The sequence below is a fragment of the Acinetobacter sp. BHS4 genome (genome assembly GCF_018454425.1).
GTDB lineage: Bacteria > Pseudomonadota > Gammaproteobacteria > Pseudomonadales > Moraxellaceae > Acinetobacter > Acinetobacter pittii.
On sequence record NZ_CP075323.1, the window covers coordinates 1,444,138 to 1,466,283 of the forward strand.

At 36.1% G+C, this 22,146-nt stretch carries 24 protein-coding genes and 1 pseudogene; 19 read left to right on the forward strand and 6 right to left on the reverse strand.

All coding sequences use genetic code 11. The features are described 5' to 3' along the window. Window positions 1-9 precede the first annotated feature (9 nt). Window positions 10-1,722, forward strand: a complete 1,713-nt coding sequence (locus KIP84_RS06835; protein WP_213689574.1) for an AAA family ATPase — start codon at window positions 10-12, stop codon at window positions 1,720-1,722. Window positions 1,723-1,765: 43 nt separating this feature from the next. Further along, entirely contained in the window at window positions 1,766-2,125 is a 360-nt protein-coding gene (locus KIP84_RS06840; RefSeq protein ID WP_202732251.1) for a 5-carboxymethyl-2-hydroxymuconate Delta-isomerase, read from the forward strand. Window positions 2,126-2,245: 120 nt separating this feature from the next. Here KIP84_RS06840 and thiM read toward each other — a convergent pair whose 3' ends face one another. The 3 genes from thiM to KIP84_RS06855 all read right to left on the reverse strand — a co-directional run bounded on the left by thiM (window position 2,246) and on the right by KIP84_RS06855 (window position 4,675). Then, a complete protein-coding gene (thiM, locus tag KIP84_RS06845; protein ID WP_213689575.1) occupies window positions 2,246-3,073 on the reverse strand; it encodes a hydroxyethylthiazole kinase in 828 nt (275 codons plus the stop codon). Between the two features lie 35 nt (window positions 3,074-3,108). Next, window positions 3,109-4,266 (reverse strand): hypothetical protein, encoded by a 1,158-nt coding sequence (locus KIP84_RS06850; RefSeq protein WP_213689576.1) that lies wholly within the window; start codon window positions 4,264-4,266, stop codon window positions 3,109-3,111. 151 nt (window positions 4,267-4,417) lie between these two features. After that, window positions 4,418-4,675, reverse strand: coding sequence for a hypothetical protein (locus tag KIP84_RS06855; RefSeq protein WP_213689577.1), 258 nt, complete (start codon window positions 4,673-4,675; stop codon window positions 4,418-4,420). Between the two features lie 318 nt (window positions 4,676-4,993). Here KIP84_RS06855 and pepN point away from each other — a divergent pair, with 318 nt between their 5' ends. The 10 genes and pseudogenes from pepN to KIP84_RS18775 all read left to right on the forward strand — a co-directional run. Continuing rightward, the gene (gene pepN, locus KIP84_RS06860) at window positions 4,994-7,600 is read left to right on the forward strand and encodes an aminopeptidase N (protein ID WP_213689578.1); all 2,607 of its coding nucleotides are present in this window, start codon (window positions 4,994-4,996) and stop codon (window positions 7,598-7,600) included. 577 nt (window positions 7,601-8,177) lie between these two features. Then, window positions 8,178-8,714 carry a spore coat U domain-containing protein gene (locus KIP84_RS06865; protein WP_199977870.1) on the forward strand — a complete coding sequence of 179 codons (537 nt, stop codon included), beginning with the start codon at window positions 8,178-8,180 and terminating at the stop codon, window positions 8,712-8,714. Between the two features lie 73 nt (window positions 8,715-8,787). Beyond that, the gene (locus KIP84_RS06870) at window positions 8,788-9,492 is read left to right on the forward strand and encodes a fimbria/pilus periplasmic chaperone (RefSeq protein WP_032035442.1); all 705 of its coding nucleotides are present in this window, start codon (window positions 8,788-8,790) and stop codon (window positions 9,490-9,492) included. Between the two features lie 9 nt (window positions 9,493-9,501). Then, window positions 9,502-11,961: a fimbria/pilus outer membrane usher protein gene (locus KIP84_RS06875; protein WP_213689579.1), complete on the forward strand. Its 2,460-nt coding sequence runs from the start codon at window positions 9,502-9,504 to the stop codon at window positions 11,959-11,961. Then, window positions 11,952-12,971 (forward strand): spore coat U domain-containing protein, encoded by a 1,020-nt coding sequence (locus KIP84_RS06880; protein WP_213689580.1) that lies wholly within the window; start codon window positions 11,952-11,954, stop codon window positions 12,969-12,971. The genes KIP84_RS06875 and KIP84_RS06880 overlap by 10 nt, the downstream gene beginning before the upstream one ends. Before the next feature lie 228 nt (window positions 12,972-13,199). Continuing rightward, complete coding sequence (locus KIP84_RS06885; RefSeq protein ID WP_213689581.1) at window positions 13,200-13,886, forward strand: glutathione S-transferase family protein; 687 nt, start codon at window positions 13,200-13,202, stop codon at window positions 13,884-13,886. A 7-nt stretch (window positions 13,887-13,893) separates the two neighbouring features. Next, complete coding sequence (locus tag KIP84_RS06890; RefSeq protein WP_017398416.1) at window positions 13,894-14,655, forward strand: SDR family NAD(P)-dependent oxidoreductase; 762 nt, start codon at window positions 13,894-13,896, stop codon at window positions 14,653-14,655. 9 nt (window positions 14,656-14,664) lie between these two features. Then, complete coding sequence (locus KIP84_RS06895; protein ID WP_213689582.1) at window positions 14,665-15,348, forward strand: SDR family NAD(P)-dependent oxidoreductase; 684 nt, start codon at window positions 14,665-14,667, stop codon at window positions 15,346-15,348. Between the two features lie 77 nt (window positions 15,349-15,425). Continuing rightward, window positions 15,426-15,983, forward strand: a complete 558-nt coding sequence (locus KIP84_RS06900) for a chorismate mutase (protein WP_069124240.1) — start codon at window positions 15,426-15,428, stop codon at window positions 15,981-15,983. A 5-nt stretch (window positions 15,984-15,988) separates the two neighbouring features. Then, window positions 15,989-16,138, forward strand: a pseudogene (locus tag KIP84_RS18775) (TetR family transcriptional regulator); the annotation flags it as partial. Between the two features lie 60 nt (window positions 16,139-16,198). On the opposite strand, the gene KIP84_RS06905 reads toward KIP84_RS18775, so the two are convergent. Then, window positions 16,199-16,714: a hypothetical protein gene (locus KIP84_RS06905; RefSeq protein ID WP_060466596.1), complete on the reverse strand. Its 516-nt coding sequence runs from the start codon at window positions 16,712-16,714 to the stop codon at window positions 16,199-16,201. 113 nt (window positions 16,715-16,827) lie between these two features. Continuing rightward, window positions 16,828-17,550 (reverse strand): type 1 glutamine amidotransferase, encoded by a 723-nt coding sequence (locus KIP84_RS06910; protein ID WP_213689583.1) that lies wholly within the window; start codon window positions 17,548-17,550, stop codon window positions 16,828-16,830. Between the two features lie 266 nt (window positions 17,551-17,816). On the opposite strand from KIP84_RS06910, the gene KIP84_RS06915 reads away from it, so the two are divergent. The 7 genes from KIP84_RS06915 (at window position 17,817) to KIP84_RS06945 (ending at window position 21,547) form a co-directional block, all read left to right on the forward strand. After that, window positions 17,817-18,047, forward strand: coding sequence for a hypothetical protein (locus KIP84_RS06915; protein ID WP_005068685.1), 231 nt, complete (start codon window positions 17,817-17,819; stop codon window positions 18,045-18,047). A gap of 151 nt (window positions 18,048-18,198) precedes the next feature. Further along, the gene (locus tag KIP84_RS06920; protein WP_213689584.1) at window positions 18,199-18,573 is read left to right on the forward strand and encodes a TonB C-terminal domain-containing protein; all 375 of its coding nucleotides are present in this window, start codon (window positions 18,199-18,201) and stop codon (window positions 18,571-18,573) included. Window positions 18,574-18,842: 269 nt separating this feature from the next. After that, complete coding sequence (locus KIP84_RS06925) at window positions 18,843-19,112, forward strand: hypothetical protein (RefSeq protein WP_005803531.1); 270 nt, start codon at window positions 18,843-18,845, stop codon at window positions 19,110-19,112. Window positions 19,113-19,419: 307 nt separating this feature from the next. Beyond that, complete coding sequence (locus tag KIP84_RS06930) at window positions 19,420-19,878, forward strand: hypothetical protein (RefSeq protein WP_005803530.1); 459 nt, start codon at window positions 19,420-19,422, stop codon at window positions 19,876-19,878. Between the two features lie 186 nt (window positions 19,879-20,064). Further along, on the forward strand, window positions 20,065-20,265 hold the full coding sequence (locus KIP84_RS06935; protein WP_004791647.1) for a hypothetical protein: 201 nt from the start codon (window positions 20,065-20,067) through the stop codon (window positions 20,263-20,265). A 183-nt stretch (window positions 20,266-20,448) separates the two neighbouring features. Continuing rightward, window positions 20,449-20,958, forward strand: a complete 510-nt coding sequence (locus KIP84_RS06940; RefSeq protein ID WP_213689585.1) for a hotdog fold domain-containing protein — start codon at window positions 20,449-20,451, stop codon at window positions 20,956-20,958. A 16-nt stretch (window positions 20,959-20,974) separates the two neighbouring features. After that, window positions 20,975-21,547, forward strand: a complete 573-nt coding sequence (locus KIP84_RS06945) for a lysozyme (RefSeq protein ID WP_213689586.1) — start codon at window positions 20,975-20,977, stop codon at window positions 21,545-21,547. 85 nt (window positions 21,548-21,632) lie between these two features. Here KIP84_RS06945 and KIP84_RS06950 read toward each other — a convergent pair whose 3' ends face one another. Continuing rightward, window positions 21,633-22,049, reverse strand: coding sequence for a carboxymuconolactone decarboxylase family protein (locus tag KIP84_RS06950; protein WP_002114624.1), 417 nt, complete (start codon window positions 22,047-22,049; stop codon window positions 21,633-21,635). Window positions 22,050-22,146 lie beyond the last annotated feature (97 nt).

Genomic DNA, 22,146 nt, shown 5'->3' on the forward strand with positions numbered 1-22,146 from the left:
TATGAGATTATGAAACAGGAAACTGCGCTTAAACTGCTTAAAGCAGGTGAAAATGTCTTTTTAACCGGTTCGGCTGGTGCAGGGAAAACCTATACACTTAATCAGTACATCCAATACTTAAAAGCACGTAAAGTGCCTGTGGCAATTACGGCATCTACAGGTATTGCAGCAACACATATGAACGGTATGACCATTCATACATGGGCTGGCATTGGCATTAAAGATCTGTTAACTGACGACGATCTAAAACGTATGAAAGAGCGTAAATATCTCAAGGAACACCTTGAAAATGCGCAAGTTCTTGTAATTGATGAAATCTCGATGCTACATGCGAAGCAGCTCAATCTGGTCAATCAAGTCCTAAAATATTTTAAAGAAAGCGACGAAGCATTCGGTGGTATTCAAGTCATTGTGGCTGGAGATTTCTTCCAGTTGCCGCCTGTAGGCCGTAATGGTGAAGCCAACCGTGATAAGTTCTGCTTTATGTCAGATGCATGGGTCGAAGCCAAATTTCGCGTATGTTATTTAACAGAACAACACCGTCAAGATGATGAAATTCTTAATCAGATTTTAAATGCCATTCGTGCGCAGAATATTCAACCCGATCATTTACACGCATTACGTCAATCACGCTCGCATGATATTGGTGAGACCTTTACTCGTCTTTATACGCATAATATGGATGTCGACAATATCAATTATCAGCACTTAAATGAAATTGATAATGAAGGGTATCAATTCAATGCCGTTTTAGATGGGAATGAAAAGTTATTAGAAACTTTAAAATCTTCAGTGCGTGCGCCAGAAGAACTCACACTTAAAAAGCATGCCAAAGTCATGTTTGTAAAAAATAACTTTGATATGGGCTATATCAACGGAAGTTTGGGTGAAGTCATCGGCTTTGAGGAAGATGACGAAAATGGCTTACTGCCGAAAGTAAAACTGACTGATGGCACGACTTTGCTGGTTGCTCCTGAAACGTGGTCAGTCGAAAACGAAGCAGGTAAAGTGATTGCAAGTTTTCAGCAAATTCCGCTTCGTTTAGCGTGGGCGATTACTATTCATAAAAGCCAAGGGATGACTTTAGAAGCGGCTGAAATTAACCTCATGAACACCTTTGAAAAAGGTCAGGGTTATGTTGCATTGTCACGCTTAAAATCTTTAACTGGTCTAAAATTATTAGGTATTAACGAGCAAGCTTTAGAGCTAGACAGTTTAGCTGTAAAAGCGGATCGTCGTTTCCAAGAACTTTCAAAAGAGGCCGAAGACAACTTTGCAGATGTAGATTTAACGGCTCAGCATAAAGCGTTTATTCGTCACTGTGGTGGCACCTTGAATGAAACTGAGATTTCTCGTAATGAGAAGAAACTCGCAAAAGGTGGAAAGCAAAATTATGCTACGGCAACTTTAGATGAGACACGTGTGCTGTTTGAAGAAGGCTATGAGATTGAAGACATCGCGCATGAACGTGGTTTAACCCCAGCGACAATTATTAACCACTTGGCTCGACTTCATAAAGAGCAAAAGCTAGATATTTCGGTTGCTCATCCGGGTGAAGAAGTGGTCGAAGAAATTCGTAAAATTTATAAGAAGCTGAAAAAGCGCCAAAATCCAGATCATTTTTCTGATGATGGTTCGATCAAACTCAGACCAATTGTTGAAGCAACCAGTCCTCGAATGGGATATGATCAAGTTCGATTAGCTTTATTATTTATTGAATAAAGTTTAATTCGCTTAATGACTTATTATATAAATTGAGGTGGCTATGCCGCACGTTGTAGTTGATTATTCAGAAAATTTAACTGGATTAAACGCAAAACAATTACTTGAAGAAATTAATACCACATTGATTGAGACAGAGCTATTTAGTCCAGAAGACATTAAAAGCCGTGCGCGTAAAGACGAGGTTTTTCTCATTGGCTTAGGGGCTGATCAAGCCTATATTCATGTAAAAGCCTACATTTTGTCAGGAAGAACAGCTGAACAAAAACAGCTTATGGGTGAGCAGTTATTAGCGGCGCTTAGTAATAAAAAATATCTACAACAAGAGTTTAATAAAGAAATTCAATTGTGCGTTGAGCTTGTCGATATGCCAAGAGAAGATTATTTCAAGCAAGTTGTATAACACTAAAAAGCGCAATTTCGATCAAGAATAGAGATCAGCACTATGTAAAAGTAGTGCTATCGAATGAACAGACATCTACTTACTTTTAAAGTGAGTCTAGCGTGCTACAGGCATAGTAGATTATGCCTGTATCTCTAAAAGCTTAATATCTGCATATTGCTCAATCAAGTTGTCATCTAGCATATGGATATAATCCATAAAGATAGTGCTAAAACTTCCCATAGTTTGCGCTTGATTTGCAGCAAGTTTACCCGCAATTGCAAAATGAACATGAGCTGAAAGAGCAGCAATCGTTGGCGTCGTCACCGCGCTATATGCTGCGATTAACGCACCTAAAGCGCAGCCTGTTGCTGTGATTTTGGGCTGTAAAGGGCTTCCGCCGTTTACTTGAATAACGGTGTCTAATTCTTTAGATAAAATATAATCTGACTCACCTGAAATAGCGATACAGTCCGCATGTGCTAATAGTGCATAGGCTTGTTGATAGGCCTGATCACTGCTTAAAGTACTATCCACACCTTTAGATTGAACTTGGTTGCCAGCAAGCGTACTAATTTCTGAGGCATTACCACGAATAACGCTTGGCTTGAACTGTAAAAGCTCGTCTGTCATTTGACTACGCCAAGCTAAAATTGGTCCATAGCCGACTGGATCAAGCACCCATGGAATGCCATTGAGCTGTGCAGTCTTGGCAGAGATTTGCATAGCTTGCATTTGCTCTGAGGTTGGCGTACCCAAGTTAATGCTCAAAGCCGATGAAATTTTGGTAAAACTTTCTGCTTCATAAGGATTATCAATCATGGCAGGTGAAGCACCAGAAGCAAGTAAGACATTGGCTGTATAGTTGGCTGCAACGCTATTAGTAATGCATTGCACAAGAGGCGTTTTTGCCTGCATGTTTTGCCAAGCGTCAATTACCTGCTCAATCAAAGTCGATGCTGATGTCATGTTATTATCCTTATTAAGCCAAAGTGATTGTAGATTTAGTGAGTAAAATAATGATCTTGATGCTTACATTTTTGACAAATCAAAGAAACATAATCTGCCGTATCATAATCAACACTTAAATCATTTGAACCACAATGCATACAGCGTTTAACTGAATAAAAGTTTAATCGAGGTTCAATTTTCCGCCATGCTTTCCAGACAGGTTGTACAAAGATCTGTTCGTCGTAACCTAAGAAGCGGTTAAGTAAAATATAACTCATTTTACTGTAGGGAATATTGTGAGGACGAGGCAACATTGAGGTTTCCCACTTTTCAGCTAAGGCTCTCTCACGATATTGCTCTAAGGTTTTCTTTAACAAATTGGTGTTAATAAATTTTTCATTACGCGGCTGTAGGGCTTTCTGTTTATAAAGATATTCGAGTGCCGTCTGAATCAGATAATAGATTTGACCAATTGCTAATGAATCCATTAAGCGATAGCAAAAAGTTTGAAAATTAGAGCTTCCTGCAATTTGAATGCCCCAAGTTCGGCAATAGAACTGCATAAACTGAATAATCTCTTGATAGAGCACCTGAAAAAGTACGTCTTTTACTTCATCAGCACTACGAAACGGAATACCAAGACTTAAATTTTCATAAAACCAGTAGCGTAATTGCTGGGCAACACTAAATAAACTTGGGTCACTATAACCGTCCAAGCGAATGTTTAAATAAAAGCACTGAGGTTCATCAGCTTGATCTTGGGCGTTTAAAATTCCATCTTTATGGAGTTGCTTAATCAGATAGTTTTGAAAAATCCAGTTTGGTGTAATGGACTGATATTTAATTTTGTCCCAGTGAATGTATTCGTCATGAGCAATATCGTCTCGTGCATAGTCGTCGAGCAGGCTAAGTAAAAAAAGTTTATGCAAAAAACTGAGCTGTTCCAGACTACGTTGAGGTTGCTCTTTTGACTTAAACTGGCGTTGTTCTTGTAGGCGTGTTTGCTGTAAAAGCTTTTTTCGTTGTTTTGTGCATGTTTCACAATGACAAGTCATTTTCGTATCTTTAAATACACGGTGCTGACAATGACTGCATTCATGAAACTGAATGTCTTGTTCAAATTGCTCGGCATCTACCCAGTACATTGAAGCTTGGCAGAGAGGACAATGGCTACTTTCATCTAGCTGTTTCTGTAGAATTTGTAAGACCATTTTGCTCCGAACGTTTAAAACTATCATGATTGACTTATTATACACAGCCGCATTGCCGATAGCTGAGATTGTCTTTTTGTTTGATGCAAAAATAGAAAACCTAAAATCTTTATTATGATTTTAGGTTTTCATAAGGGATTAAAATTTAAAATTAAACAGGGCACGGCAAGCTCTCATCATTCTGTCCAAGCTTTTTGGCACTGATAAGTGCCTGCACTTTTTTACTTGGTAATTTTACTTTACCTAAAGCATCATAAGTATTAACGATAGAGGTCACCTCCTGAGCAGTCATTGAAATACCTTCTGCAGATAAAAACACCGCAATCACATGGTGATCGAGACCTGCTGCGTTTAGATCATGAATCGCTTTAATATTTTCTAAACGATGAAAATGTGCTTTTAATTCCATACTGACACCTCTTGTTCTGATTGAAATATTTATATTGGTGTATTAATGAAGGCAAGAACCATGCCCAAAATGTAAGCTGACTCTAAAAAATGTTAAAAGCTGAAGTTGTTTTATTTTTATTGTATAGATTGATTATATAAGCAACGATTATCGTAAATTTGGTCTAATCTGTGCTAATAAAAGACGATTCTAATTTGAAATGTATAAATGAAGTCCCATTAATTTTATAAAGGTAAACAAACACGGTATGTATGAATGTATATGATCAAGTTCATAAAATTCGTACTACGGTTTCCGAAAAGTATATAAGGAATAAAGATGAATATTGCGGCGCAGCCTCCAGTTCAGGCAGATCAAACAGTTTATTTAAAAGATTATCAAAAACCTTCATTCTTGGTTGAATCCATTAATCTTGATATTCAAGTATATGACGATAAAACAATTGTTGATTCAACATTAGTCATGAAGCGTCAAACTGCTGGAGACTTGGTATTATTAGGTCGTGATCTTGAGTTGCAATCTATTCAGCTCAATGGTCAAGATCTTACTCCTGCACAATATTCACTCGATAGTGAACAACTGGTGATCACTGATGCACCAGATGAAGTCATTTTACAAACTCAAGTGATTATTCATCCTGAAACCAACACTCAGCTTGAAGGTTTATATAAAGCAGATGAGTTGTTTGTAACCCAGAATGAACCTGAAGGCTTCCGCAAAATCACGTTCTATCCAGACCGTCCAGATGTACTTTCAGTCTTTACGACACGTGTAGAAGCCGACAAAAAATATCCAGTGTTACTTGCCAATGGTAATTTGCTTGAAACAGGTGAGGTAGGTGAAAACCGCCACTTTGCGATCTGGCAAGACCCGACTAAAAAACCAAGCTACTTGTTTGCTTGTGTTATTGGTGATTTAGCTGTTCTTAAAGACCGCTATACGACGTCTGAAGGGCGCGATGTTGCTTTAGAAATCTATGCAATCGAGAAAGACATTCCAAAATGCCATATCGCGATGGAAGCATTAAAGCATTCAATGCGTTGGGATGAAGAACACTATGGCCGTGCTTATGACCTCGACAACTATATGATTGTTGCGGTGAGCCAGTTCAACATGGGTGCCATGGAAAATAAAGGTTTAAATATCTTTAATACTTCATGTGTGCTTGCCGATGAAGAATATACAACTGATGCAGCGATTATGCGAGTACAGTCTGTGATTGCGCATGAATATTTCCATAACTGGACAGGTAACCGTATTACTTGCCGTGACTGGTTCCAGCTGTGCTTAAAAGAAGGTTTAACGGTTTTCCGTGACCAGTCTTTCTCTGAAGATTTACAATCTGCTGCAGTTCAACGTATTGATGATGTCGCTGTACTTAAATCGCATCAATTCCCGGAAGATGCTGGTCCATTATCGCATCCACCACGCCCAGATCACTTTGTAGAAATTAATAACTTCTATACAGCGACAGTCTATGAAAAAGGTGCGGAAATTAACCGCATGATGTCGACCTTACTCGGTAAAGAAAAATACCGTCAAGGAACCGATGAATATTTCCGCCGTCATGATGGACAAGCCGTAACAGTAGAAGACTGGGTTGCTGCATTATCTGCAGGTTCAGGTGTCGATTTATCTGCATTCTTAACTTGGTACAACCAACCAGGTACGCCAAAGCTTGAAGCAAAAGGTGAGTACGATGCAACAGCACAAACTTACCGTTTAAGCTTTAAACAAAGCCTAAAAGCTCATCCGAAATATCCAAACTTAAAAGCTGTTCCAATTCCTGTTGCTTTAGCGCTTTTTAACGCTCAAACAGGGGAACAATATACATTGCACAGTAACAGTCTATTCGTAAATGATGTTAAAGATGGCGTGTACTTGTTTGATCAAGATGAGGCAACTTTTGAGTTTACAGGGGTAACTGAGCAACCTGTTGTTTCACTACTACGTAATTTCTCTGCACCTGTAAATCTTGTATTTGATTACAGTGATGAAGAATTAGCATTCTTAATTCAACATGAAACAAACGGTTTCAACCAGTGGCAAGCAACACAAACCTTACTTGAACGTATTTTGCTAGAAGACCATTCTGCAGATGCTTACATTCAAGCTATTCAAAGCACTTTGCCTGAGTTGGTTGGCCGCGACCCGCTTTTAGCATCACGTTTGTTTGATGTTCCAAGTGAGGGTTATTTGGGTAGTCGTATTGATCAGAACTATGCACCAGCCGATATTCATGTAAAACGTGAAGCTTTACTGAATCGTTTGGCACAAGAGTTGGGTGCGTTTTGGAAAGATACCTACCTTACACTTGACCCAGACTTGCAAAAAGAATTCTCTTTAGCCATGGGTGTACGCGCATTAAAAAATATCATGCTGCTGATGATGGCTCGTCAAGGCGATCAAAGTGCATTTGAATTAGCACATGTTCAATACCAAAACACAGGCAATATGTCTGAGCGTTTAGGTGCGCTACGTGTATTGGTTTGGCAAAACGCACCTCAAGCTCAAGAGGCACTTGCTGATTTCTATGACCGCTTTAAAGATGAAGCTTTATCTTTAGACCAGTGGTTTATGATTCAGGCTGCAAACCCAAATGCCACAACAGAAACAATCGAGTACTTAACTCAACATCCCGACTATGATTTAACAACTCCAAACCGTATTCGTGCGGTAAGTGGTGGCTTGTCAAATAATCCTGAAAATACTTGGGGCTTTGGTGTCGCTCACTTTATTAACCTTGCAGAATATCTTGACGAGAAAAACCCGATTTTAGGTTCACGTCTGTTACAGGTGTTATCTCGCTGGTATACGCTTGCAGAACCTCAGCGCACTCAAGTACAACAAGCTTTACAAGCATTGCAGCCTAAAGTGAAATCGAAAAATGTTTCTGAAACTTTAAATAGCATGCTGAGCGTTTAATTATTTAAACTTACTAAATAAAGGTCTCTAAAGAGGCCTTTATTTTTTATATCTCATAGCTCTTCAAGATTTAAAATAAATAAAACTATCCTTGTTATAGTTCATCTGTAGATCAAGTTTTATCATTTTATTTTTATATAAATTATAATCTTGAATACTTTATTGGAGATAAACTTTTAAGTAATAATATAAAATTACTATTAAAAGTATAGTCAGGAAATAACTAAGTACTTATGTAAATAGAATTTAATTTCATAAAGTTTGATAATTTTTTGACATATTTATTTAAATTTAAATAAATAAATTTTTTTTAAATTTTATTAAAGTTATTTAAATCAAAAACTTAAATTTTGTAATTATTGTTTTTTTGTATCCGTAAGATAGGTTTAGGTAAATTTGTTTTATTGATTAGAAATTAAAATAATAACGTGAACATGCATTTTATTTATTTTTATGTATTATGTTGGAAAGTAGGATAAAAAAATAAGCTTTAAAAGAGCAGTCAAATAAAAATGATTGTAAGAATAAGGGTTAAATTTTTTATATCTATTAATTCGATAATTTAGTTTAAAAGGTTTTGGCCATGAAAAAGACTTTTATTTATTTATCAGCAGTTGTTGCAGGAGTATTTTCTCTCAATGCAGCAAATGCAGCTACAGCTACAGGTACATTAACTGTTCGAGCAACAGTAACCAATAGTTGTGTATTGAATACCTCTGCAACCGGTACGACAACAAATGCCGTTTTAGACTTTGGTACTTTAAGTTCGCTGGCTAGCAATGTCGATGCAGATACTACAACAACAGGTGGTACCTCAATTAAAGTCCTTTGTAATAATACTGTGCCATGGACTTTGTCATTTGATGGTGGTCAGAATGTTTTATCAACCCAACGTCGTATGATCGGTGGGGCGACTAGCAACGAATATATTCCTTACAACCTTTTTTCTGACACAGGGCGTGCCACAGCAATTGGTATTGCAACGACTGCCTACAGTGGAACTGGAACGGGTAATGTTCAAACTGTAAATGTGTATGGTCGTATTCCTGCAGGAACAACTTTACCAAGTGCTGGTAGCTATGTTGACAGTGTGACTGTCACAGTAACTTATTAATTTGCATAAATTAGAATTACGTTAGCCCTTTTGAAAGGGCTAATACATTAAAAAAGTTATATTTGAGCAAATCATGAAAAAAAATATTTTTATTATTACGGGATTATTCTTATCTTTATCTAGCTCTATTAACGCCGCAACAATCCGTCTTTCACCTGTAAATGTAGAAATATTAAGTAATCAAAATGCTGCTTCAATTAGTTTATATAACCAGTCAAATGAAAGTGCTGATTTGCAGGTGCGTGTATTTGAGTGGAGACAAAATGCTGGGCAAGATCAATTAGTCCCTACGGATGAGATTGTCATTAGTCCACCATTTTTAAAACTACAACCTAATGATTCTTATAACTTGCGTGTAGTTAGGATTAATCCAGAACCTATTTCTGGTGAAAAAACTTATCGTATTATTATTGATGAGTTACCAAAACCAATTGATAGCCGTAAAGCAGCTCAGGGAGTAAATGTATTACTTCGCTCGTCATTACCTGTATTTGTAGTGAATAAAGATGCAATTACCAAACTGAGTTGGAAAATTGATGTTAACCAGAACAATCCTTCTTTAAATATTAGCAATATAGGTAACCGACATGCGCTGTTAAATAGTCTAACGCTTGTTGATACAACGGCGAATAAAAGTTATCCGATTAAAGTAAATACTGTGAATGGTTATATTCTTGCGGAGAAGTCGAAAAGTTACTCGATTAGTAACTTTACCTACCAACCAAATCATAAATACAGCGTATCTCTAACAGTTAATGGTAAGAAAACCACACTTTAAGAGGCTTATATGAAATACATTATAGGTGTCTTATGTGTTGCGTATTTTCCTACATATTCTTTTGCCGAACAGTTACTAGATCATACCAATACTGCAGTTCCAAGTGTTCCTAAATCTGTAGGTAGCAATAGTGAATATACACAAGTAGGAACGAATGAGCATGAGCAAGATCTTAATTTCATTCATCTATTTTTAAATATTTCGATTAACTCAAATGCTTCTGAAGATTTGGTTGCTGTAAAGCAATCTAAGGATGGAAAACTATATATTCGTTCTAGTGCCTTAAGAACTTTAAGACTAAAAATAGATGAACATATCCCAGATAACCAGTGGGTATGTATCAATGATCTAAACGGAATCCAGTTTAAATATCTCGAGAATGAGCAGTCTTTAAACTTAAAAGTCCCATCGAACATGTTAACGGGTTACTCAGTTGACTTAAGTGGTCAGCAGATTACTAGCCCCAATTTGCTAAAGATGAAACCCTTAAATGCAGCTATTTTGAACTACAGTCTGTATAACACCATAACCAATGACGAGAACGTTTTCTCAGGTACGGCTGAGGGGATCTTTAACAGTGCAATTGGTAACTTTTCATCAGGGGTTTTATATAACGGTAGTAATGAAAGTAGTTATAGCCATGAAAAATGGGTACGACTGGAAAGTAAGTGGCAATATGTCGACCCTGAAAAGATCAGGATATATACCCTAGGGGACTTTATTTCCAATAGTCCTGACTGGGGCAGTAGTGTCCGTCTGGCTGGTTTCCAGTGGTCGAGTGCTTATAGCCAACGCGGTGATATTGTCACCTCAGCACTTCCGCAATTTTCTGGCTCGGCAGCATTGCCTTCAACACTGGATTTATACGTCAACCAGCAAAAGATTTATTCAGGACTAGTGCCATCAGGCCCATTTGATATTAAACAGCTCCCATTTATTTCAGGAAATGAAGTCACCCTTGTGACTACCGATGCAACCGGAAAGCAGAGCATTACCAAAAAGCCGTACTATTTTTCATCCAAGATTCTGGCAAAAGGTATAAATGAGTTTTCAGTAGATGTGGGGGTTCCACGCTACAACTATGGACTCTATTCAAACGATTATGACGATGCCACTTTTGCCTCAGGTGCGATCAGATACGGCTACAGTAACTCACTGACTTTAAGTGGTGGTGCAGAAGCTTCAACAGATGGCCTGTCGAATCTCGGCACAGGATTTGCCAAGAATATTTTTGGTATTGGGGTGATCAATGCTGACATTGCAGCGAGCCAGTATAAAGATGAAAACGGTTACTCTACCTTGCTGGGTTTAGAAGGGCGCATCAGTAAGAACATTTCATTTAACACCAGTTACCGTAAAGTATTTGATAACTATTTTGACCTAGCCCGTGTGTCTCAAGTGAGATATTTAAAAGATAACCAGATCAATGCCGAGTCACAGAACTATCTGAACTACAGCGCACTGGCAGATGAGATTTTTAGGGCAGGGATTAACTATAACTTTTATACAGGCTATGGGGTTTATCTGGGCTATAACCAGATCAAATATAGCGATAACTCTTATAAATTAGTGTCTACCAATTTAAGTGGAAGTCTGGACAAGAACTGGGGTTTTTATGCATCAGCGTATAAAGATTATGAAAACCATAAGGACTATGGAATTTACTTTGCACTGCGATATACCCCATCTAGTAAAGTGAATGCGATTACAAGTGTATCTAGTGACAGCGGTAGCCTACGGTATCGCCAAGAAATATTCGGTTTGTCAGAACCCCAAATTGGTTCATTTGGCTGGGGTGGTTATGTTGAGCGAGATGAGGATGCGAATGAAAACAATGCGTCGATCTATGCATCTTACCGAGCACGGGCAGCTTACCTGACGGGACGTTATAACCGATTTGGAGACAACGATCAGGTTGCACTTTCGGCGACGGGATCATTGGTTGCGGCGGCGGGACGTATCTTTACGGCCAATGAAATTGGAGACGGCTATGCGGTCATAACCAATGCAGGGCCGCAAAGTCAAATTATAAATGGTGGAGTCAATTTGGGAGAAACTGACAAGTCTGGAAGATTTCTGATTCCTAGTCTCATGCCATATCAAGTGAACCATATTTATTTAGATCCATCGTATCTTCCTCTGAATTGGAATGTTAAATCTACAGATCAAAAAACAGTCGTGGGTTACCGTCAAGGAACTTTGGTTGATTTTGGTGCTCATCAGGTCATTTCTGGATTAGTGAAACTTGTTGATCAAAACAATTCACCGTTAATGCCAGGTTATGCCGTTCGAATTAATGGTCAGCAAGATGGGATGGTTGGCTACGATGGTGAAGTATTTATTCCAAATCTTTTAAAGCAAAACAAACTTGAAGTCGATCTTCTTGATCATGGCTCCTGCCAAGTTGACTTCACATATAACAGTAATCAGTACTCAACTAAAAAATTGGGACCTTATGTATGTCATTAAATATTATGAATAAGGCTCAAATAGAGAGCTATAAGTTTTTTCCATTGTTTTTAAAATATTTTGTAGGCATTTGCTTATTTTATCTCGTTTATGCATTTTTTAGTCCGGCACATGCAGCTTGTACGGTAAGTGGGACCACAAATAACACTTTTACCTACACAGCAGCAAATATTAATAGTGATGCAACCGTAAACCTTTCAGGAACAATTACTTGTACGAATTTAGGACTTCCACAGATTTCTAATTTCATGTGTATGAAAACCGTATTTACGGGAACCACAAATGCAATTAACAGTGTTTCATTACCGTATACGGTTACTGCAACTGTAGGTGGAGCTGGGTCTTCTACCACAAATCAAACCTCCAATGTGTGGTATGGCCCAGTACCAACAGTCGCATCAAATAATATTGTGAGTTACTCGGTAAATATAAAAGTACCAGCTCGAACGGGGTCTCTCATTGCATACCCTCAAGGAACATATACGGCTTCGGTTCGGTTGTATTGGGATATGGATCTTTTGGGTTTGTCATGTGGTGATTTACTTGGTGGCTGGGATTCAGGCGATACATTGCTAACAGCAAACTTTGTGGTCCCAAGTCTTTGCCAATTAAACTCAACCTCAACTGTTGATTTTGGAAATATCAATGATATTAGTACAACGAGTCGTGATTACACAGCGCAAGGAGCAGTGAATACGACCTGTAATTTTGGAACGCCATATAGTATTTATTTAGGGGATGGAAACAACCGTATAGCTGGGGGCTTTAGGCGTATGATCAATAGTAATAATGAATTTATTCCCTATCAGCTATATAAAGATTCTAACTATAGTACGGTATGGGATGCCACGGGAGGCGTAACCAATGTTGGGGGAACAGGGGGAGTCTCAAAAACAGGTACAGGAAGCGCTCAAACGACTACAGTTTATGGAAAGATTCCGCAAGGTACCGCCATCGCAAGTAGACCTGGCGTCTATTCTGATAGTGTTGTTGTTACAGTGACTTATTAATTTTCTAATCTATTATATAGGAAGTTCTTTTTAAGGCAGAGCTTCCTATAATTCAAATTATATCGCTTGAAAAATGTTCTGAAATAAGTAGTAAAAATCAAATAATTCTTAGCTTTCGGAACTTATTCGTCATCAAAAATAGTTTGACTTAAAAAAACATTCTGTATATTTATTGATTAGTTCTAAAAGAGAACTAGATAAAAGGCAATTAAAAATAAAGGTGAATAAATGTCGAATATTATTTTGCATCAATGGGAAATTTCTCCATTTTGTCAAAAAATTTCAAGGGCTTTGAGATTTAAGGGAATTCCATACGAAACAATTAACTACAACGGCATTCTTGGAGCGAAAGTTCCTCTGCTAAGTAAGGTGGGTAAAGTACCTGTCATTGACCATAATGGTCAGCGAATTCAAGACAGCACTCGGATTGCACGCTATCTAGATGAAGCTTTTCCAGACACACCTCGGCTTTACCCTGAAGATCCAAATCAAAAAGCACTTGCAGAGCTGTGGGAAGACTGGGCGGATGAATCTCTTTACTTTTACGAAATCTATTTACGTGTAAATGACTCAGAAGCTTTAAAAGAAGCGATTCGCATTAGTAGTATTGGTCGCCCAGCTTATGAAAAACCATTGGTAAAAGGTTTTATTTTGGCTGAATTAAAAACGCAGCTTTTCTTTCAAGGCTTAGGACGAATTAAAGCTGAAAATGTTGAAGAAGAGTTTATAAGACACCTCGACCGTATTGAGCAAGTTTTATCACAAAGTGAATGGTTAATTGGAGACAGTCAAACTATTGCAGATATTGCCGTAGTTGCTCAACTCGGTGAAGTGATTCGCACAAGTAAAAAATTTGGTAAAGAAATTTTGGATCGCCCCTTTATTGCAGTATGGTATAAAAAACAAACAGGATGAAACGTCTATGACATCAGCAATATTAGATAAAAAACGAGATTGTGCAGTTGTTATTGGCGTCGGGGCATCACAAGGTATTGGTGCAGCCGTGAGCCGTCTTTTTGCAAAAGAAGGCTTAAAAGTCTATGTCGCTGGACGTACATTCCAGAAAATTGAAGCAGTCGCTGCCGAAATACATGCAAATGCAGGGGAAGCTGTCGCGTTCCGTTTAGATGCAGAAGATATACATCAAGTACAGGCCTTATTTGACACAATCACGAGTCAAAATGAGCGTATTAGTGTTGTTATTCATAACGTGGGAGGAAATATTCCCTCGATATTTTTACGCAGTCCACTGTCGTTTTTTACTCAAATGTGGCAATCCACTTTTTTATCGGCCTATTTAGTTTCTCAAAGCTGTCTAAAAATCTTTAAAGATCAAAATCACGGTACGCTTATTTTTACTGGAGCAAGTGCATCTCTACGTGGTAAACCTTTTTTCGCTGCTTTTACGATGGGGAAATCTGCTTTAAGAACCTATGCATTAAATCTAGCTCAAATCTATAAGACGCAAGGCATACATATTGCTCATGTGATTATTGATGGAATGGTCAATGGCGATAGAGTGAATAAAGCATTATTCGGTTTAGGGCGGTTAGCCCGTCTTACCCGTGGAACTGGTGGACTCAATATTGATGCAATAGCAGAAAACTATTGGATGCTTTACCAACAAACTCCACAACTCTGGACACATGAGCTGGATTTACGCCCTTATCAAGAAAAATTTTGAGAGACTAAAATGCTAAAAAAAATATTTCAAAGATTTCAAAAAAAGCAGGGCTGTGTTGTCGTTGCTGGTCATGACCTTCAACTGATTGAGCGTGATTTTGTAATTTTAGATAAAAACGGGCATTTCCCTTTACATCTTTATCAAGTTGTACATGATTCAGCTGTAAAAAAAATGCAAGTTCATTCTTTAAATGATGGTGTGACAGTAGTTCACTTAAATTTAGTGAATGTAGATCATTTAAAATGCTTGTTGCGTTATATTTCAAGTCATGGACATATCATTGAGCTTTGTGTATTTCAGCCGAGCTTTTCATCTTCATCAAATATCGAAGCTTTATCTTTAGAAGAGATTGAACACAGTTGGCAGACCACAGGTTTAAGTGCCGTGAGTGTCGCTCAAGCTGTGATTAAGCCTATGCTTAAACAACAGCGAGGCACAGTTATTTTTCTTGGAGCTCCATTTAATAACTCACCCCATTACGATGTGTTAAGTCAAAGCATGTTTGCAAGCATTCGTGCTTTAGCACAGTCATTAGCCAGAGAGTTTCAACCCAAAGGTATTCATGTTAGTTATTGCATGGTTGAAAAATGGGAGGGGCAAAACCAGCACTTTACCTCATCTCTCAAGCAAGTATGCCAACACATCTATCAACAACCTGATTCTGCATGGAGCCAAGAACTAAGCCTATCTTGAAGTTTTACTTTTACATGTTGTTAAAATACATTACTGATCTGAAATGACGACAGAACAATAACTTCGGTAGGTTTTAAATGGTGAATATAAAGAGTTTTCAGCGAACGGTTCAAGTAGTGTCGACCTTGGCAGCTTTTATGTGTTTTCCTCCAATCGCGCAAGCTTCACAATACACTCAAACTGCTCGTTTAGTTAACGAACGCTTATCTTATATGAAGGATGTCGCAGGTTATAAAGCAGAGCAGCATTTACCTATTGAAGATTTAACTCAAGAAAAGAAAGTTCTGGATCAATCGCTTTCTGAAGCCGAATCTTTTGGTTTAAATAGCGAAACGGTAAAGCCATTTATTGTGACGCAAATGAATGTTGCCAAGGCCATTCAATATCGCTATCGCGCAGATTGGTTGTCGAGTCCAGAAAGCAATTGGAAGCCACAAGATTTAGCAGAAGTACGTTTAAAAATTAGTTCTTTGAACACTGAGCTTCTAAAAAATATCGCTTATGAACTTAAGAAAAATCATAACAAAGCACCTCATGGCTGTAGCTATATGTGGCCTGTTCAGCATCCTCAACTTAAAGACACTGACAAAAAAGCTTTATGTGTGGCACTAAATAAAATTAAGTTAAAAGACTGAAAACAATAATTATAACCGTAAAAGTTACCGCTACAGTTGAAGATGCCTACATGTTTTTGTTTGTGATTGATGGGGCAATGATTCAGCTTTTAAGTGCAAATAAGATCGATGAAAGAGATAAATTATTAGAATATTTTATGTCGACGCTCGCTTAGATTGGTTAGTACTCTAAGGTTTAATTCTTATAAAAAAGCCCTCCGAGGAGGGCTTCAAATTTATTTAAAGTTAGGTTGATTTAAGATTTTGTAGACCTTTTCTTTATATACATCATTAGAAATTACACCTTTATCTCGCTGTTGTTTTAGCGATTTAAACTGTTGGCCACGAATTTCTCTTTGAATACCCACATTATCATGATGTCTAATGTAGTAAAGACTACGCTCATGATCGCTCATATTCACTGTTTCATCAGTAAACGAAGAAGGCTTTGTTTCATTTTCTTGATATTGTTTTGCAATTTCAAAAAAATCTACGTTTTGAGAATGAGGAGAATTAAATGAATTTTGTTGTTCAGTCAGCTGATGGTTCTGAGTGTTAGCATTTACTTCAAGCATACTTTTATGCTGATTAAATCTAGGGCGGTTATATTCTTGTTTGGTTTGAAATGTGTTTGTTTCAGCAAAAGTGGAAGAAGAAAAAAGCCCAATATTTAAAGATAAAAAAGTTAATAAAAATCTATTCATTTCTTTGGGAGTCCAATTGAAATTGAGTAAATCACTGTATTGTAACATTAAAATTTGATTTTTGAAGGTTTGACTTCAAGTATGCTTGATCAACTGGTAAATAATAAGATCTGTAGCGGAGCGTAAAAGGCAATTTAAAAAGGCTCTTTACACTCATTTTTTTAAGATCGTTTTGAATATTCTTCTTTCAATTTATCCAGAAAAATAAAGAGGTTTTGATTCATTTTTTGATAGTCATGCTTCCGTAATTCTTCACGAGTATTCACAAATTTATAATTATGAGCATCATTTAACTCGATTTCTGAATGTTGAATCAGCAACTCAACTACTTCTGAAGTTAATTCCATATGACATTGTAGGCCATAAACTAATTTGGAATATTCAATAATCTGTCTTGGGCACCCTGCACTAAAAGCAATAATTTTTGCGTTAGGAGTTAAGCCTGGCATATCGTTATGCCAATGGCCAACTTCGGTCATTTTTCCTAAGTGAGAAAACTTAGAATGTGTTATTCCATATTCTGTAAGCATAATTGGAAACTTACCAATTTCTCGCTCAGGGCTGTGTTCAAACTTGGCACCTAAAGCTTCACCGATCAATTGAGATCCTAGGCATACCCCAATAACCACTTTATTTGCTTCAATCGCTTTTTTAATGATTGCTTGTTCTGCTATTGAATTAAAGTGAGGGCACATATCTAATGTAGTATCAGGACTTTGTGGACCACGCATTACAATAAGAAAGTCAATATCTTCAACAGAAGTTGGCAAAACTTCATTTAAATACACTCTTGAATAGGTAATTTTGAAGTTATTCATTTTGCCCCAAATTTCATATACGCCAGGCGCTTCAAAATCTTCATGAACAATAAAATGTAGCCGCATAACAATCCTTAAAATCTAAACGTTAATAGGTAGATCATTGGTTAAAAATCAAGGAAATCTTAAAAGTAGAATAGAGTCTTTAATACATCCAGTTTTGAAAACTTATATGGGCCAGCTTTATTTGTTTTTATAGAAGTTGAAATTAGTTATTTCTTTTTAAAATACATTCGATATATTTATTGTTAAGTTAAACTAAATTATTCTGGTGTGACAATAGCAGTTCAATTTGTTAAATTGTGTAGCTTTTATCAAAGTGGACAAAATTTATGAAGACATTTTTAGTTATATCTTTATTGGGTTTTGGGCTGATTGGTTGTGCTTCATCTCCATATAATTCTCAAGAAAATTATTTGAATAAACCTCCAATAGTTCCAGAGAATAAAGCTTTTAATAGTTTTAAAACACCTGAACACGGGATTTTTACTGATCGAGATGTCTATAATATAAATATATCAGAAAATTCAAATCTAAATTTTCGTTATGAAGTTCCTTTTTAATGAAAATAAAATATTAACTAAAAAAAGGGAAGAGCAAAGGTGGCCTCACACCTTTGCTAACTCATAATAATTAATGATTAATACAACCTTTTGGGTGGTTTTTTAAACTCTAAACTGTTAAATTTTAGTTATTGAAAATAAGGTATTTTAAATGAAAAACTTCACTATTGTTGCTTCTTTATTTTTGTTAGTTGGGTGTGCTACAGGTCACAAACAAGTCACTCCTACGCCAGTGGCAGATAATAAAATTATTTCAGAGGCTGAAAAATATAAAAAACAATATCAAAAGAAAATTTATAAAACATGGGATATTCCCAAGTCTTCTACAGGTATGAGTGCAAGTGTTAAAGTCTTTTTAACGGAGACTGGCGAAATTGAGCAAATTATCTTTTTAGATAAAGAAGAGCAAAAATTTAAAACAAGTATTGAAAAAGCTATCTGGCGTTCAAGTCCATTTGTTTTACCATCTAATCCGGAAGTAAGAAAACAAGCAAGAAAATTCAATATTAAATTTCAGGTAAAATAAAAGAAGATCTTACTAAACATAAGGAGCGGATTTAAAGGATTTTCGTTTATTTATATTAAATTCGCCCCTTTGTTATAAATATCTTTAATACTATTTACTTTAAAATTTTGATGTTACAGAAATATTAAATATACTAATTAATATTTTTTGATAAACAAAATATAAAAATTAATAACATTTTTATTGAAAAGTTAAAGAAATAAAACTTTAAGTACATAGCGAATTAATATAAAAGAATATGTAAATCGAGAAGTTTATCAAGAAAAATTATGAGTGAAGTGAAAAAATCTCTTAAAGAAAGTAAGACAACATCAGTTGTAGCATGGGTTGTGATTTTGTTTGGAATTGTCTTAGGCTTGGCTTTTATTTTGTCATATGGGCAAGTTGAAACTCGAAATGATAATTTAGACATTATTCAAGTGTGGTCTAAAGAAATGGTCACTGTTGGTCTTTTTATTATATTTAATGGACTACTTTTCGGTTATTTGTTTTTAAAAATTAGTAGTATTTTGAATCACCTTGAAAACAATAAAAATTAAAAAATATCTTAGTAAATTAATATCTTATATAAGCATATTTCATCTTAAATGGATGGTAAGTTAGTATTGAAAGTATTGCTCATCTATAAAAATAAATTGAAAGAAAATTTTTCAAAATCTTCTTTTATTTTGGTATTTTATGTTGCATGTTTCGCATTTTTAAATGTTTTTGATAAGTAATTTACTATTAACTTTCAAAAACCTTGTATTTCTTACATTTAGTTGATGAGTTTTACCCTATCTTACATAAAAAAATAATAGTTTAAAGAAGTATATAAATATACGCATGAGAAGATAGGAGGTTAAGATGCCAAAATATCTAGCTATAGCAGATAAGGTTTATAAAAAAATTAAAAATGACAACTTGTTTTCTGATGATGTAATAGAAAATTTAAATTGTTTGGTTGGGCTTATTCGTAATGCGATAAAAGGTACTGAATTCAAATTAAAGTATAATTTTATTAATTTTGAAGACTGCTTAACCAAGCCCATCGAGCAATGCTCGGTAAAAATTGATTTTAGTCTTATGCCTAAGTTTGATAATGAAGGTGAGTTTATTTTATGGCTTGCAGGATTCATTGAAAGAATCACTGAAGGAGGTAAAGCCAAATTTCCTCCTATTTCTCAATTGGTCCCTCAAGGCTTTAGTATGGGAAATGAAAATATTCCAGTAACTACTTTACCTGTAAAAGAAGAAAATGCAGAAATGATTGTTAATTATTTTAAATCAGATGATTATATTAAAAATAATAAACTACCTTCTTAAAATATATAAAAGTAATAAGCCAATTATCTCTAACAATTTAGAGCTTAGTAACCGCCTTCGAGGGCGGTTTTCTTTGTTATATGTATCTTAAAGTGTCTGTTACATAAATGATGATTGTTTCATGTTGAATGTATCTGTTAATTATTTGAGCATGGTATGAGACAAGTGAAGTAAAGGATAAATCTCATGATAGATGAAGAAAAACCCTTAAATTTTGATGATGATGAAGAGCCTCTTGATTTTGCAGATGAAGAATTTATCGATGATAAAAAAGAGGATGAGTTGTATAACAGTATTACCAAAGATGGCTCTAGTGTCGATCCGGCAGATGATGGTGAGCGACATATTCGACCTGAAGATGGCGATCCCATAGAAATCGAAGAATAATCTATAGCCCAATTTTATATTGGGCATTTTAATTTCTAGCGTATTTGGTTGAACAACAACAAACCCTAGATGTTATTCAAAAATTATCATTAATGACTTAAAAAACATGAAAGTTAAGCAATGAGTCTAGAGATATGAGGCTATATATTTATTAAATTCTTATTCTCAGCCAGAAGTAAAACTATGAGTAATTATATTTATAAATTTGCCAACCAAATCAAATATAACGCTGTACCACCAATTAATGACGTTTTGCTCGCTTTTAGAACATTGAAAGCAATACCAGGTGGATTAACGTTGTTGTCAAAAGTTGTTAGCCGTGTTGCTCCATATTTTCAAACAGTAAATCCAATTATTCAAAAACTAGATGCTGACGTGTGTGAAGCTTTCATCAAAAAGAATAAATCAGTCGAAAATCACATAGGAACAGTTCACGTTATTGCCATATGTAATGGATTAGAATTTGTTATGGGTGTACTAACCGAAGCATCTATTCCTCAACATTTAAGATGGTTACCTAAAGGCATGAATGTAAATTATGTCGCCAAAGCCGATTCTGATATTAAAGTCGTCGCAACAATTGATGAAGAATGGAAAGTTGGCGATATGCAAATAAAAGTAAATGCCTATAGAGCAGATGGACAGCCTGTAGTTCAAGGGTATATTACACTTTGGGTTACAGAGAAAAAGTAAGATGAAAGAGGATTAGATGCAAAAAATATTGGATTATCTTTGCAAGCTTTTTACTACCAAGTCTCGGTCACGTGCCGCTACAAATAGTCCGATTGCTACCGCAACAGACAATGGCGATGAGGAAATTGGTTTTGCGGTAGATGAGATGTCTCTGAGTCAGGAAGGGGTAAACCATATTTGTAATTTTGAAGGATTAAGACTCAGTGCTTATGATGATGGCGTAGGTGTCTGGAGCATTGGTTATGGCACAACCAGATACCCAAACGGTTTGAGCGTTCAAAAAGGTGACACATGTACTCTTGAGCAGGCCAAAGCATATATGCAGCATGATTTGAAAATATTTGAGCGTGTAGTCAATGGCGCTGTAAAAGTTCCTTTAAAGCAAAATCAATTCGACGCATTAGTCTCACTAAGTTATAACATCGGGACAGGAGACTTTAAAAAATCGACCTTATTAAAAAAATTAAATTCAGGTAATTACAAAGGGGCCGCAAACCAATTCGATGTATGGGTAAACGCAGGCGGTAAGCGTTTGGCTGGATTGGTTAGACGCCGCGCTATTGAAAAGAAATTGTTTTTAGGATCGTAGAGTCTTTTTAATTTTTTATTTCGTTTAGTCAGAAGCTATGAAAAGCCTCAAATAGTTTGGGCTTTTCATATGGAAATTAAATGAATTAACTTTTATCCCCTAAGGTAATTCTGAGCCTGTTTAATGCTCCCATGAGTGAAATGCTAGTTGTTAACTCTACAATCTCTCTTTCACTAAAATACTCGGCCAAGTGAGTTTTTACGGGTTCAATTTTTTCAGATAGAAAAGTGACTGCTTCTGCAAGTTCAAGAGCGAGAAATTGTTTTTTTGAAAAAACGTTTGAATGTTTATAGCCTGGGATTTTATCAATGACTTCCTGGCTTATACCCATATCTCTTAATTCCTGTGCATGAAAAGCACAACAGTAAGCACAGCCGTTAATTTGTGACACATACAATTCAGCTAAAGCAATTAATTGTGGATCAATTCCAGAGCTTCGAATTGAGGCATGTGCTGAGTACAAATGATTAATCGTCTTTTTGGCAACTTCTTTATATTCCATAAAATAGACCAGCATTTTCGTATTAAAAACTTATTATTTACTACAAGGTATAGATTGTAAATTAGGCACTATTTTGTTATATAGGTATATTTTTTAT

Excerpts from the sequence above, each read along its gene's own strand:
- KIP84_RS06835 (WP_213689574.1), top strand. The coding sequence starts at position 10 with ATGAAACAGGAAACTGCGCTTAAACTGCTTAAAGCAGGTGAAAATGTC.
- KIP84_RS06840 (WP_202732251.1), top strand. The coding sequence starts at position 1,766 with ATGCCGCACGTTGTAGTTGATTATTCAGAAAATTTAACTGGATTAAAC.
- thiM (WP_213689575.1), bottom strand. The coding sequence starts at position 3,073 with ATGACATCAGCATCGACTTTGATTGAGCAGGTAATTGACGCTTGGCAA.
- KIP84_RS06850 (WP_213689576.1), bottom strand. The coding sequence starts at position 4,266 with ATGGTCTTACAAATTCTACAGAAACAGCTAGATGAAAGTAGCCATTGT.
- KIP84_RS06855 (WP_213689577.1), bottom strand. The coding sequence starts at position 4,675 with ATGGAATTAAAAGCACATTTTCATCGTTTAGAAAATATTAAAGCGATT.
- pepN (WP_213689578.1), top strand. The coding sequence starts at position 4,994 with ATGAATATTGCGGCGCAGCCTCCAGTTCAGGCAGATCAAACAGTTTAT.
- KIP84_RS06870 (WP_032035442.1), top strand. The coding sequence starts at position 8,788 with ATGAAAAAAAATATTTTTATTATTACGGGATTATTCTTATCTTTATCT.
- KIP84_RS06875 (WP_213689579.1), top strand. The coding sequence starts at position 9,502 with ATGAAATACATTATAGGTGTCTTATGTGTTGCGTATTTTCCTACATAT.
- KIP84_RS06880 (WP_213689580.1), top strand. The coding sequence starts at position 11,952 with ATGTCATTAAATATTATGAATAAGGCTCAAATAGAGAGCTATAAGTTT.
- KIP84_RS06885 (WP_213689581.1), top strand. The coding sequence starts at position 13,200 with ATGTCGAATATTATTTTGCATCAATGGGAAATTTCTCCATTTTGTCAA.
- KIP84_RS06890 (WP_017398416.1), top strand. The coding sequence starts at position 13,894 with ATGACATCAGCAATATTAGATAAAAAACGAGATTGTGCAGTTGTTATT.
- KIP84_RS06895 (WP_213689582.1), top strand. The coding sequence starts at position 14,665 with ATGCTAAAAAAAATATTTCAAAGATTTCAAAAAAAGCAGGGCTGTGTT.
- KIP84_RS06900 (WP_069124240.1), top strand. The coding sequence starts at position 15,426 with ATGGTGAATATAAAGAGTTTTCAGCGAACGGTTCAAGTAGTGTCGACC.
- KIP84_RS06905 (WP_060466596.1), bottom strand. The coding sequence starts at position 16,714 with ATGTTACAATACAGTGATTTACTCAATTTCAATTGGACTCCCAAAGAA.
- KIP84_RS06910 (WP_213689583.1), bottom strand. The coding sequence starts at position 17,550 with ATGCGGCTACATTTTATTGTTCATGAAGATTTTGAAGCGCCTGGCGTA.
- KIP84_RS06915 (WP_005068685.1), top strand. The coding sequence starts at position 17,817 with ATGAAGACATTTTTAGTTATATCTTTATTGGGTTTTGGGCTGATTGGT.
- KIP84_RS06920 (WP_213689584.1), top strand. The coding sequence starts at position 18,199 with ATGAAAAACTTCACTATTGTTGCTTCTTTATTTTTGTTAGTTGGGTGT.
- KIP84_RS06925 (WP_005803531.1), top strand. The coding sequence starts at position 18,843 with ATGAGTGAAGTGAAAAAATCTCTTAAAGAAAGTAAGACAACATCAGTT.
- KIP84_RS06930 (WP_005803530.1), top strand. The coding sequence starts at position 19,420 with ATGCCAAAATATCTAGCTATAGCAGATAAGGTTTATAAAAAAATTAAA.
- KIP84_RS06935 (WP_004791647.1), top strand. The coding sequence starts at position 20,065 with ATGATAGATGAAGAAAAACCCTTAAATTTTGATGATGATGAAGAGCCT.
- KIP84_RS06940 (WP_213689585.1), top strand. The coding sequence starts at position 20,449 with ATGAGTAATTATATTTATAAATTTGCCAACCAAATCAAATATAACGCT.
- KIP84_RS06945 (WP_213689586.1), top strand. The coding sequence starts at position 20,975 with ATGCAAAAAATATTGGATTATCTTTGCAAGCTTTTTACTACCAAGTCT.
- KIP84_RS06950 (WP_002114624.1), bottom strand. The coding sequence starts at position 22,049 with ATGGAATATAAAGAAGTTGCCAAAAAGACGATTAATCATTTGTACTCA.